Source organism: Wolbachia endosymbiont of Ctenocephalides felis wCfeT, from assembly GCF_012277295.1.
In the GTDB taxonomy this organism is placed as follows: Bacteria; Pseudomonadota; Alphaproteobacteria; order Rickettsiales; family Anaplasmataceae; genus Wolbachia.
Genome location: NZ_CP051156.1, coordinates 1,323,982 through 1,336,658 on the forward strand (window position 1 = coordinate 1,323,982; position 12,677 = coordinate 1,336,658).

The 12,677-nt window shown below is 34.5% G+C and carries 8 protein-coding genes and 3 pseudogenes; 5 read left to right on the forward strand and 6 right to left on the reverse strand.

Annotated features, from left to right (window positions below; translation table 11 throughout):
* Positions 1 to 39 precede the first annotated feature (39 nt).
* Both HF197_RS06460 and HF197_RS06465 read left to right on the forward strand, forming a co-directional pair.
* On the forward strand, positions 40 to 189 hold the full coding sequence (locus HF197_RS06460) for an OTU domain-containing protein (RefSeq protein WP_168464712.1): 150 nt from the start codon (positions 40 to 42) through the stop codon (positions 187 to 189).
* Positions 190 to 218: 29 nt separating this feature from the next.
* The gene (locus tag HF197_RS06465; protein ID WP_168464713.1) at positions 219 to 1,319 is read left to right on the forward strand and encodes a hypothetical protein; all 1,101 of its coding nucleotides are present in this window, start codon (positions 219 to 221) and stop codon (positions 1,317 to 1,319) included.
* Between the two features lie 94 nt (positions 1,320 to 1,413).
* Here HF197_RS06465 and tnpC (HF197_RS06470) read toward each other — a convergent pair.
* Both tnpC (HF197_RS06470) and HF197_RS06475 read right to left on the reverse strand, forming a co-directional pair.
* Positions 1,414 to 2,773: pseudogene (gene tnpC, locus HF197_RS06470) on the reverse strand (IS66 family transposase).
* Between the two features lie 125 nt (positions 2,774 to 2,898).
* On the reverse strand, positions 2,899 to 3,858 hold the full coding sequence (locus HF197_RS06475; protein WP_168464714.1) for an Rpn family recombination-promoting nuclease/putative transposase: 960 nt from the start codon (positions 3,856 to 3,858) through the stop codon (positions 2,899 to 2,901).
* A gap of 226 nt (positions 3,859 to 4,084) precedes the next feature.
* Here HF197_RS06475 and mutL point away from each other — a divergent pair, with 226 nt between their 5' ends.
* The 3 genes from mutL (at position 4,085) to HF197_RS06490 (ending at position 6,513) form a co-directional block, all read left to right on the forward strand.
* Positions 4,085 to 5,890 (forward strand): DNA mismatch repair endonuclease MutL, encoded by a 1,806-nt coding sequence (gene mutL, locus HF197_RS06480; protein ID WP_168464715.1) that lies wholly within the window; start codon positions 4,085 to 4,087, stop codon positions 5,888 to 5,890.
* Positions 5,891 to 5,969: 79 nt separating this feature from the next.
* Positions 5,970 to 6,188, forward strand: coding sequence for an ankyrin repeat domain-containing protein (locus HF197_RS06485; protein WP_168464716.1), 219 nt, complete (start codon positions 5,970 to 5,972; stop codon positions 6,186 to 6,188).
* Complete coding sequence (locus HF197_RS06490; RefSeq protein WP_168464717.1) at positions 6,178 to 6,513, forward strand: ankyrin repeat domain-containing protein; 336 nt, start codon at positions 6,178 to 6,180, stop codon at positions 6,511 to 6,513. The genes HF197_RS06485 and HF197_RS06490 overlap by 11 nt, the downstream gene beginning before the upstream one ends.
* Positions 6,514 to 6,813: 300 nt before the next feature.
* On the opposite strand, the pseudogene tnpC (HF197_RS06495) reads toward HF197_RS06490, so the two are convergent.
* The 4 genes and pseudogenes from tnpC (HF197_RS06495) to rnhA all read right to left on the reverse strand — a co-directional run bounded on the left by tnpC (HF197_RS06495) (position 6,814) and on the right by rnhA (position 12,535).
* Positions 6,814 to 8,121 (reverse strand): annotated as a pseudogene (gene tnpC, locus HF197_RS06495) (IS66 family transposase).
* A pseudogene (locus HF197_RS06500) lies at positions 8,118 to 8,887 on the reverse strand (IS5 family transposase). The pseudogenes tnpC (HF197_RS06495) and HF197_RS06500 overlap by 4 nt, the downstream one beginning before the upstream one ends.
* Before the next feature lie 293 nt (positions 8,888 to 9,180).
* Positions 9,181 to 12,105 carry a YhdP family protein gene (locus tag HF197_RS06505; RefSeq protein WP_168464718.1) on the reverse strand — a complete coding sequence of 975 codons (2,925 nt, stop codon included), beginning with the start codon at positions 12,103 to 12,105 and terminating at the stop codon, positions 9,181 to 9,183.
* On the reverse strand, positions 12,098 to 12,535 hold the full coding sequence (gene rnhA / locus HF197_RS06510) for a ribonuclease HI (RefSeq protein WP_168464719.1): 438 nt from the start codon (positions 12,533 to 12,535) through the stop codon (positions 12,098 to 12,100). Before rnhA ends, HF197_RS06505 begins: the two co-directional genes overlap by 8 nt.
* Positions 12,536 to 12,677 lie beyond the last annotated feature (142 nt).

The following is a 12,677-nucleotide window of genomic DNA, read 5'->3' on the forward strand; positions in this document are numbered from 1 at the left end:
TATTATAGTTAAATATATAGTTTTATTTTAGGTAAAGACATGCTTATTAATAATAAGGTAATTAAAAAATATTCCACTGTAGGAGATGGAAACTGTTTTTTTCATGCTGTATTTGGAAAAAAAGATAATTTTGGTCAGTATAGAGCTGAAAGAGCACCGGCAATGAGAAAAGAATTCACAGGTTTTTGAGTCAATTTACATCTTTAAATGATAAGAAAATGCCAAAACATTTAAGAGGTGAGCTAGAGACAGTTTTTAGTGATTTTTTACTGGAGCTAGAAGGTTCAATTGGTCAATCTGGTAAGATAAAAGCATTGGCTAAACAAGTGAATAGAAGGATTGACAAAGCTGAAAAAAATATTAAAGCACTGAAGAAAGGAATTGTTGAAAAGTTTAAATGTGATGATGACTTTAGAAACCAAATATATTCAGTGATAAAAGAAACCATTGATACACGTAATAAGCGTAACATTCATTCTCCAGAAGATCAAAAAGCTTTGCTTAGTATTGAGGATTTATTGAAAGAAGAAAATAGTGAAAGGCTACATAATGATATTGAAGCAGATCTTAAACCTTGTGCACTTATCTTAAATCCTAACCTTAGCGGTGAAGATTATGATAACACATATAATCCTAAAGTTATAAAAGATTCGTTTCTGAATAGCAAAGATCTCTATAAAAGCTACCTAGAAGCAATTAACAACCAAAAGTATTTTATCTTCCTTTCAGAAATTCCTATTTTAGCATCTTTAGCTAATATTGAGATTAATGTTCATTATAAAAATAATTATAAAAATAATGGTAGTGATAACAACACAGTGTTTAAACCAAATCTGGAAATGATTAATGAAGATTATCAACAAAATAACGAGCTATGGGGCAACAAGGAGCGAGAAACAATATGCTTAAAAGGAGAAGGGAAAGGGGCTCACTATGAAAGAGCTGAGGTTATAACTCAACAGCAACAAGAGCAAGAAGATTTTCTGCCTGCGCCATCGCTTGATGAAAATAAAAGTTTAGTGAAACAACAAAATAAAAGTGTACTAAAACAACAACAAGAGTATAAAGATTTTGCACTAGCAAAAAAACTTCAGGTAAATGAGATTTTAGATTATTTCGATATCTCAAAAGATAGCTCTGACGCACAAGAAGTTAAAGATGCGTTCAATGAATTATTGGTAGAAAATGCTAATGGAGAAATTACTTATGTTGTAGACCAGCTTGTAAGTGGAATAGAAGAACGCATAAAACAGCGCTCTGAAGAGCAAAAGCCTTTAAGTTTAACAGCAGTGTATCATCAGACTGTAGAGCGGAATTAGCACAGGAGATGGAAGTTCATCAACAACTAAAGAAGACACAACAACCACTTTTAGTAAAATAACTCGTATCCATGTATCCATTCAGGTGTATGGCTTAAGAAGCAATAGCCAGTAGGTTTTGAAAAGGATTTAACTTCTTTTGCCTCCAAGTCAAGTACAATGAAATTATCCTCTCAAGAAACATATTTCCCCGTTTCGATTGTGTAAAATATGAAACTTTTCGGTAAACAACGTAATGCCGAATCTGTCGCTCAGCATAGTTGTTTGTCAGTGGAATATTTTCTGGATCGTCCAAAAATTTCCACATCATCAGATCCGATTTCATGATATTTTTTGCTACTCGAGACGCTCCAATTGCCTCGGGTAAATTTGATATATTCTTTAAGTAATATCTCGTTCGCTTGCGTAATTTTCTTGCTCTTCTTATGAACCTTAATGTGTCTATTTCATCCTTTAACAGAGCTTTTTTCAATGCAAATAATTCAGTAGCAACATTCCTTAAATAATACCCCAAAACTTTCACTTCGCTATTCCAACTATGAGACAACCTTTCAAAATCTCTTGCTAAATGTGCCCAACAGACCTGCCTTTTCTTGCTGGAAAAGTAGTTGTAAGCTGCATATCTGTCGGTCACTACTAGGTTGTTATTCTTTCCAAATTTACTATTTTCCAGGACTTTCATCCCTCTTGACTCTGTCAATTTGATCACACTTCCTATTTTGCTCGCAAACATCCAGCACCAGCCCTGTTTACCTTTGTTGTAATGGCTAGTTTCATCGATATGTAAAATTTTGCTCTTGCTTACCTCTTCCTCAATTTGCTCATATGCTTCTTGGCATTTTTCTGCCACTCTAGCCTCGCTATTTGATACACTACCGACGCTGATATCCAGGTTGAAAATGTCCTTTATAATATTTGCCACTTCTTTTTTCGAATTCTTGTAAAATCCACTTAATGCTGTAATTACTGACTTAACTCTTGGACCAAATGTGTCCGCAGTTACTCCTTCTTGTAGCTTGCTACTTTTTCTTTTTCCACATCTTTTGCAACGTCCATGCTCTAGTTAATATTCAACTACATACGGCTTGATTTCCGGCAAATCGACCTTTTGATGAGTATACGGATCTTTTGATACCGCAATTTCTCCTCCGCACTCACACGTATTGGGCAGTTCTATTTTTACCATCTCATCTGCCTCCATTTTAGGGCGGTAACTGCCTTTATGTCCAACCTGTGCTCCTACTTTCCTGTCACTTTTTGGCTTATTTTCCCTCATCTTATATAATTCTTTGGAGCTTGGTATAGATGAATTTTTTGAATTTAAGCCAAGCCTTCTTTTAACTCAGCGTTTTCGATCCTTAGCGCTTTATTTTCTGCTTTAAGCTCTTCTATTTTTGTTTCTAACTTTTCTATAGTCTGCTTAAACTTTCGCAAAATTCTAAAAGATCAACCATATTACCTCACAGCCACTCTAGTTTACCTTTTTAGCATTCCTTGTCTACTCTTTATTTTACCGCCCGGCTGAATGGATACGCTACGAACAGTAGCCAATAATTGAGTATTCTATATGATACTCCCCTTAAAGAGTACTTTCTTCTAGCAGTTTTTGAATTTCATCAGTAGGTAAGCCTGTAGATTGGGATATAGTATCAATTGGTACGCCAACTTTAAGGAGGTTCTTTGCCACTTCAATTTCACGCTCTTTTCTCCCTGCTTCCCTGCCCTGTTCCTCGCCGATTTGGATGCCTTCTTCTCTACCTTCTTTTCTTCCTTCCTCTCTGCCTTCTTTTTTACCTTTTTCAGTAGCATCATCAAGTTTTTGCTCGAGAATGGCTTGCTCATCAAGTGTACGCTTTACTTCTTGCTCATATTCTATGTATTCCTTTTCTGACCAGTTAAACCTATTCAGTTCCTCATATGCTTTCTTGATTATTAGATCACTACCTATTATCTTTTCTAATCCTTCTTCACTGGTTTCATCTGCGTATTTAAAATAATAAATCCATTTTTCAACAATATTCTCAAGCTGATCTTCTTTTGTCTTAGGAAATTTAGGTAGCTCGATAAACGTAAAATAAAAGTCTTTTAAATTGTGTTCATAGCTATTTCGATCAAGAATTATATGATCAGACTTATATTCCTCTTTATTGGGAAACAGAATACAGTCAGCGATAGCAATGAAGATAATTTCTTTAAGATTATGATATTGATCACCTTTATCAGCTTGTCTTGTATAAGCCTTAGCTGCGTAATATTGAGCACGTTTTTCAAAACCTTTAGTCTTAGCAACCTGCATCTCGCAAATATATTGAATACCTGAAGAATCCCTGCATAATACATCAACAATACTTTGTTTTTTTGCAGCAATATCAGGATCTTGAATGGTACTTAAAAACTCAATCTCTTTTATTCCATTGACATCAGTAAATCCCAGAATATCATTTAAGAAATGAATTAAAATATCTTTGTTTTTTTCAGTACCAAAAATACGCCGAAATGCGACATCATTCTTAGGATCTAAAAACTTAGAAATAGCCATAATATTTAACGCACTAAATAAATAAATTATATATTATTTTACATAGGCTTACAAGAAGGAGTTTAAAAGTGTGCATGTAGCCAACATTCCAATGGCTAAATACAAAAAATCAAGGAAGAAAAACTTCCTATGTGCTTATTATAAATAGTTTATAGGCAGTGTTCAATATTTTTGTGGCAAAATTTATAATTGAAGCTATACCTTTATAGAAGTCGGTTGAACGCTTATGACAATCATTCTACTAGATACAAAAACCATAAACCGTATAGCAGCAGGAGAAGTAATAGAGCGTCCAGCTAGTGTAGTGAAGGAATTAGTAGAAAACGCCATTGATGCAAAAAGTACAGAAATAGAGATAAAAATAGAAAGTGGTGGACGTAACCTTATTACTATAACAGATGATGGTAGTGGAATAGAGAAGGAGGATATAGAGCTTGCATTTATGCGCCATGCAACTTCTAAGCTAAAAAACGATGATGATTTAGTAGAAATTAAGCATCTTGGCTTTAGAGGAGAAGCTTTACCATCAATTGCTGCAGTAAGTAGAATGAAGCTATCATCCAAAGCAAACAGAACAAACGAAGCATGGTCAATTAATTATGATGGTGGAGAAAAAGTAGGAGAGCTTGCACCTTGCTCTTTATCAAGAGGTACACAAATTGAAGTACGAGATTTATTTTTTGCTACTCCAAATAGGCTAAAATTTCTAAAGACTGAAAGAGCAGAAACCCAGCATATAGTTGATATTGTAGGTAATTTGGCAATGATTAATCCCAATATTGGGTTTACTCTTACTTCAGGTAGCAAAAATCTTGTAAGATATGCAAAGCAGAGTTTGTTATTTAGTAGATTATGTGAAATAGAGGAAGAATTCAAGGATAATGCGCTAGAAATTTGCGAAGAAGAAGACGGGATTAAGCTTACAGGACATATTTGCAAACCGACCATTAATCGTGGCAAATCTACCATGATCTATACATTTGTTAATGGCAGACCGATTAAAGATAACCTACTTATTGGAGCAATTAGATATGCATATCACGGTTTTATTCCAAGTGACAGATATCCTTTTGCAGCGTTACATCTTGAAATACCTTATGATCAAGTAGATGTAAATGTACATCCAAATAAATCAGAGGTAAGATTTCAAAATAAGAGGCTTATATACGAAATAGTGACAAGAGGATTGATAAAAGCACTGTCAACTAGAATAAGTATATCATTTGATGAGTTTGTTTCTAGCAAAGGTGGCTATGAGCTCATAGTGAGCAGTAAAAGTAAAGGACCAGAAAGTCAAAAAGAATTCTATGAGAGAAGACCAAGCCTTTTAGAGAATCAATTAATAAAAGAGTTTGTTTCACCTAGCACAAGTTCATCAAAGCAGTCAAATGACTATGTGCAACAATCTCCACTACAAACGGTTCTGGAAAAAAAGACATCAGAACAGACCGACTTGGAGCACCCACTAGGAGTTGCACACTGCCAGGTTTACAATACTTACATTATTGCTGAGGCTAAAGACAAATTGATTATAGTTGATCAGCATGCAGCGCATGAGAGGCTCGTGTACGAATGCTTGAAACAAAAATCAAATATAAAGAGGCAGTCATTGCTTATTCCCGAGGTAGTTAAAATTAAAGATCAGGCTGGAATGGAGATGATTGAAACTTATAAGGACAAATTATTTGAAATGGGTTTTTATATTGAAGTTAAGTCAGAAAGCGAAGCAATAGTGAAAGAAATACCTGCAATATTAGGAGCAGTCGATGTAAAAGAAATACTACTCAACATAGCTGATAGATTAACGGAAATAGAAGATACGCTTCCTATAGAAGACAAGGTAAATAAAATATTGGCAACCATCGCTTGTCATGGATCAATTAGAGCTGGTAGGAAAATGAAGTTAGAGGAAATGAATGCACTACTGAGGCAAATGGAAGAAACACCATACTCTGGTCAATGCAATCATGGACGTCCTACTTATGTAGAAATGAAATTGAGTGACATTGAGAAATGGTTTGAAAGAAGGTGAAAGTAGTCTGTGTAGAGGTTTGGTTATGCTTAAGATATTTTATTGTACTAAACGTTAAAGCTATTAATATGGGTATATGATGCTGTCCAATAAAGAGCTAAGGAAATTAAATGAAGATTTATTCTATGCTGTAAAACAGGGTGATCTCAATAGCGTTAAAGGGTGTATCGATAAAGGGGCTGATTTTAAAGCCATTACTAAGAGTGGTAATACTACTTTACACTTGGCTGCGTATTGGGGAAACTTGGATGTAGTACAATATCTTATAGAAATAGGAATTGATATAAATGCTAGCTAAGGATGGTAACACTTCTTTGCATCTAGCTGTCAGGGATAGCGATTGGGATATAGCAAAATATTTAATAGAGCAAGGTGCTGACTTTAACATTATCGATAACGATGGTAATACTCCTCTACACTGGACTGTAAGAAATGGTGGGTTAGATGTAGTAAAACACCTTGTAGAAAAAGGTGTGGATTTGAATATTACCGACAGTGATGGCTTGACTGCTATGGATTTGGCTGCTGCAGCTCATAACTTTGACATAGTTAAATATCTTAGTAAGAAGGGTTGCAATTTGGATGGTTTATTAAAAAAGCTTGGGTTAAAGAGGGATGCTTAGACTTAAAAATTCATGCTTAAGATTATAGATAAATTTTTAGATAGAAAAGAGTGATTTACGTAAATATAAATTTGGTTTGTTTATCACTTTCGCTAAAGTAGCAGATATAGATTGAGATTCAGATTTTAAGTGTGTCTTTTTTTAGAAGTCATTGTCTTATATAGGCCTTAGAACGTCAACTTATGATGAGGTGACACTTTATATCGTCTTTTGCAAGTACTTCTGTAGCTGCCGTTTAAGCATCAAGAAATGGATCGCCGTCATTTTATCAAATATTACGTATCCATTCAGGTGTATGGCTTAAGAAGCAATAGCCAGTAGGTTTTGAAAAGGATTTAACTTCTTTTGCCTCCAAGTCAAGTACAATGAAATTATCCTCTCAAGAAACATATTTCCCCGTTTCGATTGTGTAAAATATGAAACTTTTCGGTAAACAACGTAATGCCGAATCTGTCGCTCAGCATAGTTGTTTGTCAGTGGAATATTTTCTGGATCGTCCAAAAATTTCCACATCATCAGATCCGATTTCATGATATTTTTTGCTACTCGAGACGCTCCAATTGCCTCGGGTAAATTTGATATATTCTTTAAGTAATATCTCGTTCGCTTGCGTAATTTTCTTGCTCTTCTTATGAACCTTAATGTGTCTATTTCATCCTTTAACAGAGCTTTTTTCAATGCAAATAATTCAGTAGCAACATTCCTTAAATAATACCCCAAAACTTTCACTTCGCTATTCCAACTATGAGACAACCTTTCAAAATCTCTTGCTAAATGTGCCCAACAGACCTGCCTTTTCTTGCTGGAAAAGTAGTTGTAAGCTGCATATCTGTCGGTCACTACTAGGTTGTTATTCTTTCCAAATTTACTATTTTCCAGGACTTTCATCCCTCTTGACTCTGTCAATTTGATCACACTTCCTATTTTGCTCGCAAACATCCATCACCAGCCCTGTTTACCTTTGTTGTAATGGCTAGTTTCATCGATATGTAAAATTTTGCTCTTGCTTACCTCTTCCTCAATTTGCTCATATGCTTCTTGGCATTTTTCTGCCACTCTAGCCTCGCTATTTGATACACTACCGACGCTGATATCCAGGTTGAAAATGTCCTTTATAATATTTGCCACTTCTTTTTTCGAATTCTTGTAAAATCCACTTAATGCTGTAATTACTGACTTAACTCTTGGACCAAATGTGTCCGCAGTTACTCCTTCTTGTAGCTTGCTACTTTTTCTTTTTCCACATCTTTTGCAACGTCCATGCTCTAGTTAATATTCAACTACATACGGCTTGATTTCCGGCAAATCGACCTTTTGATGAGTATACGGATCTTTTGATACCGCAATTTCTCCTCCGCACTCACACGTATTGGGCAGTTCTATTTTTACCATCTCATCTGCCTCCATTTTAGGGCGGTAACTGCCTTTATGTCCAACCTGTGCTCCTACTTTCCTGTCACTTTTTGGCTTATTTTCCCTCATCTTATATAATTCTTTGGAGCTTGGTATAGATGAATTTTTTGAATTTAAGCCAAGCCTTTCTTTTAACTCAGCGTTTTCGATCCTTAGCGCTTTATTTTCTGCTTTAGAAGGTGTCTGCAAACTCAAGAATTAGCTAATTTAGTAAGCATAATAGTAGTCATATTAAAGAAAATATTGGTTTCCGAAGTTTGAGGAGAATGCTCATAATCCTTACTCATACGCCTAAAATTGGAAAGCCAAGCAAAAGTTCTTTCAACAATCCAACGCTTCGGTATAACCTCAAATCCCGCAATATTAGGAGCTTTTTTTGCTATTGTAAATAAACATCCTGTTTTTATTAAGCATCTGTTTTTAAGGTTACCTGTGTATCCTTGATCAGCAAAAAACCTCTGTAATGTTGGTATTTTTTGTTTTGCTTTTACCAGAAGATCTAAAGCTCCCTCGCGGTCTTGGATGCTTGCACTGTGTACATCTGCCGTAATCACGAGTCCTAGCGTGTCTACAATAATATGCCGTTTTCGACCTTTTATTTTCTTGCCAGCATCGTAACCTCTGGCCCCCCTTTTTGAGTCGTTTTTACTGATTGGCTGTCAATTATTCCAACTGATGGTGTGGCTCTTTTACCAACTACCTCCCTTACTTTTTTTACTAAAATATCGTGTATTTCTTGCCATTTTCCAGTGTTTTTTAGTCGTGTGTTCCAACTGTAAATTGTCTTCCATGGTGGGAAATCCTTAGGTAATTGTCTCCATTGGCAGCCTGTTCTCATTACGTACCTTATTGCATTAATAATTGTTCTAATATCGTGTTTTCTTGGTCTACCTGTCTTTTTTGGCTCAAAATATGGCTTTAAAATTTCCCATTCACTGTCTTTTATGTCACTTGGATACATGTTAAAGTTATCCTTGTATCACATAATTGTCCTTTTTTCTACTTTTCTACATACTTTGCAGACACCTTCTTAAGCTCTTCTATTTTTGTTTCTAACTTTTCTATAGTCTGCTTAAACTTTCGCAAAATTCTAAAAGATCAACCATATTACCTCACAGCCACTCTAGTTTACCTTTTTAGCATTCCTTGTCTACTCTTTATTTTACCGCCCGGCTGAATGGATACCTAGTGTCAAGCACTAGGACGACACTATCTTGCAGGTAACTGGCCTAAAACACGATGCTCGTACACTTCTTAACCCTCAGTTGCAGTTGTGTTTACTGTAGCTCTCGTCATCAGTCGGTCAAACACTCCAAGTACCCTTTTTAACAAACTTGGAGTGAGTGAAGAAATAACATCAACAAGTACATTACTATCTTCATTATCTCCGCTTGCTTTATAGTCTATTGATATAATCCCTCTGCTTTTTCCGCCAGTAAGGAGTTTTCCAAGTATAGGTATTTTCAATAAAGTTTGATTTATTGAATATGCAGGTATTACCTGTCCTTCAACCTGGAATTTATAGTCCTTAATATCAAGTTTTCCACTAGTGCTGATACCAAGTTCTGCTCCTTCAACCCATGATTCTTCAATCTCAATAGTACCATCTTTATACGAAAAAGGTGCATTACACTTGTGAAAGTGCACACCCTCATTCTTTATAGCATTCACAATTCCAGGAAGCGAAGACATGGATAATAAAGTAGTAAGTAGCGGAGCATCTTTTACATAAAAATGGCTAATGGATAGCATACCATAACGTTCTTCATTTTCCCTTTCAGAAGATAAATAAAAAGACAATTTGCCATCTTTTATTGATTTATTAATTCCTAGGGAGCGTAATAATATTCCTGCATTGTCTGCATATAATTCTAGCCCTATGCCACTGTACTCTGCAAATATTTTACTACTATCTTCAAGAAATTGACCTGTAAATTGACTTCCATCACAATTTCCTCCGATGCAGGTTAGGTTGAGGCTAGCATCTTTAATAATAGTTCCTTCCTTCATAATTATACTATCAATGTCCATACTAACCTCTATTTTTTTAACTATTTTATTGCTATTCCTGTTAAGCAACTCTAAGATGTCGCTTAAGTTAGCTTTCTCACCATAGATAGCAATAGAATCTTTTTCTTTACTCGATTCGATATCCACACTGAAATTGTTGTCAGGTAATTTAAAACTACTGGAATTTAAATATAAGGTTCCATTTTCTTTCTTGCCGCCAAATTTTATGTCTAAATTACTTCCCACTATTTCTAGCCTATCTACTGATAATTTACCAATACCTTGCAACTTTACAGAAAATGAAATTTGATTATGATCCTCAATCTTATTTTTCCACCCTAAGTAACTTGAACGTGAATCAAAACCTGATAAGTCTATATTACCTTTAATGTGTCCTGTATTACCTGCATTTATCACTGACTCTACATTTGCACTAATATAACCACCTATATCTTTATCAAAGTTAAGTATTTGAGCTGGCAAATCCCCAGCCAGGCTCCAGGTGAAAGTTTCATTTTTGTTACTGCTTTTAAGATCAAATAATAACTGCGTATCGTTTACTATGCCGCTACCTCTTAGGTTGGTAAAATCACTACCAAAATTAAGTTTAAGGTCATATTTGCCAATATTTGCATCGTAAATAGCCAAATCATCAATTTCTGAATGGAAATTGGCAGAAAAATCCACTTCTTTGTCATCTGCATTTATGTTCAAAATGCGAAAGCCGAACACAGAATTTGCTGTACCGCTCATATCATCCCTTGTGACTGGAATGGCATCGTCTAGCTTAAATCTTACCGGTTCATACAAACCATAAGCATCACTTACAGCCTGACCATTGATAGTAAGCACCGAATCGTCTTTGTCCAGAGAGTTCATTTCAATGTCACCACCATTAATGGTAAAATTTTGAAATTTAGCATTATTTACATTAATCTTAAGGTTATTGTTCTTGATAATTAAATCGCCATTTAGCTCTCGTACTTGCTCAAAATCTTCGTCAAACTTCACGCTGCCGTTTTCTATATCAGCAACAATTACAACGTCTGATAAATCATCATCAAATAAGTCTTTAATTTTACCGTTGAAGCTTAAAATTGTGTTTACAATATTTCCATCAATATTTTCACAATACCAATCTTGAAATTTCTTATTCAGCACTCCATCTGGCACATAAACACACAGATCTTTTGCCGCAAGTCTACTAATATTCACTCTAAACAAAGCATGTTTTATATCAAAATTCATCTTTCCCATTAAAGAGAGATAAATATCTCGAAATTTAAAGTGGAAATTCCTTACATTCATAATTCCAGCATTATATGCAAGGTTTATGTTTACATTAGTTAAGCTTGAGTTATCATTTGCATTATTCTCTGTACTAAGCACGTATACGTTTCCATCTACAACCTCACCCTTATCATTGATTTTTAGTAGAAAATTCCCTTTTAAACCTACGTTTTTATCTAAATTGTAATTTTTAACTGACGCAAAAACTTCGCTAAACAGCCCTAGTTTCAGATCATAAAATGTCCCATACGCATTTAACGAATTATTATGATTCTTTATCGTTATGAATAAATCATCTAAAATACCTTTTCCATCTTTTGTATGAACATAAACATTCAAAACGTTAAAATCTTCTTTCTTATCTATATAAATTTTATCAATTAAAAATTTGTTTTCTGTGCTTTCATTCACAACAATATTAGTAAATTCAATTTTTGACTCTACACTTAAGCTAAAAAAGAATTCTCTTGCTGCTTTTAACGAGTGTTGCAAACTGAAGCTCACTGCTTTTAAGTCAGCTTGATTAGTATGTATACGTATATTATCAGCTAAAACCTGGGTGAATTTTGCATTGGTTTTGAACAAAGAGCTGAACTTAAAGTGCACAAAAAACTCTGGAACTTTTATAGTAAAATTAGGGTTTTTTATCGTTAAGTCTGTAATGACTAAATATGGATTTTTCCCGTCTTTTTGCCAAATAATTGATGTGTCTTGCATACTGACGTCTGAGTTAGCAAAGACTTTTGCTATCTTATTCTTTACGTAAAAGTCGACATAATTTACATTAATTTCTAAAGAATTTTTGCTTTTAAAAAAAACAAACAGGCAAAATGCAAACAATAAAATTATCGAAGACAACACGGTAATTTTTTTAAGCATCAGTCACTGCTTTCCTTGCTAAACTATCCGCTTCCTCATTATATTTATCACCATTATGCCCTTTAATCCATCTGTAATCAACTTTATGTTGTGAAGCTGCGTCATCTAGCTCTTGCCATAACTCTATATTTTTGACCGGTTTTTTGTTCATTGTCATCCAACCATTTATTTTCCACTTATGTATCCATTCTGTTATACCATTTTTAACATAAAGGCTATCTGTATACAAAACAACATCACAAGCAGTTTTCAGAGCTTTCAACCCATTGATTACAGCTCTTAGCTCCATTTGATTGTTTGTTGCATTTTCCTCTCTACCATAAACTTCTTCTTTCTGATCTTGATACAATATAATGGCTGCCCATCCTCCAATTCCAGGATTACCAGAACAAGCTCCATCCGTATATATTGTTACTTCTTTTTTACTCATTTCTTATCCACATAAATTAATGAATTATACAGTTGTCTTATGAAAAAACAATTTTAACGGGTGGATGCAAACTATATTTTAAACTTTATTATAGAAATGAAAAAGAATACGATAGTTAGTGCTAATAAAAGAAAAAATAAAA

Excerpts from the sequence above, each read along its gene's own strand:
- HF197_RS06460 (WP_168464712.1), top strand. The coding sequence starts at position 40 with ATGCTTATTAATAATAAGGTAATTAAAAAATATTCCACTGTAGGAGAT.
- HF197_RS06465 (WP_168464713.1), top strand. The coding sequence starts at position 219 with ATGCCAAAACATTTAAGAGGTGAGCTAGAGACAGTTTTTAGTGATTTT.
- HF197_RS06475 (WP_168464714.1), bottom strand. The coding sequence starts at position 3,858 with ATGGCTATTTCTAAGTTTTTAGATCCTAAGAATGATGTCGCATTTCGG.
- mutL (WP_168464715.1), top strand. The coding sequence starts at position 4,085 with ATGACAATCATTCTACTAGATACAAAAACCATAAACCGTATAGCAGCA.
- HF197_RS06485 (WP_168464716.1), top strand. The coding sequence starts at position 5,970 with ATGCTGTCCAATAAAGAGCTAAGGAAATTAAATGAAGATTTATTCTAT.
- HF197_RS06490 (WP_168464717.1), top strand. The coding sequence starts at position 6,178 with ATGCTAGCTAAGGATGGTAACACTTCTTTGCATCTAGCTGTCAGGGAT.
- HF197_RS06505 (WP_168464718.1), bottom strand. The coding sequence starts at position 12,105 with ATGCTTAAAAAAATTACCGTGTTGTCTTCGATAATTTTATTGTTTGCA.
- rnhA (WP_168464719.1), bottom strand. The coding sequence starts at position 12,535 with ATGAGTAAAAAAGAAGTAACAATATATACGGATGGAGCTTGTTCTGGT.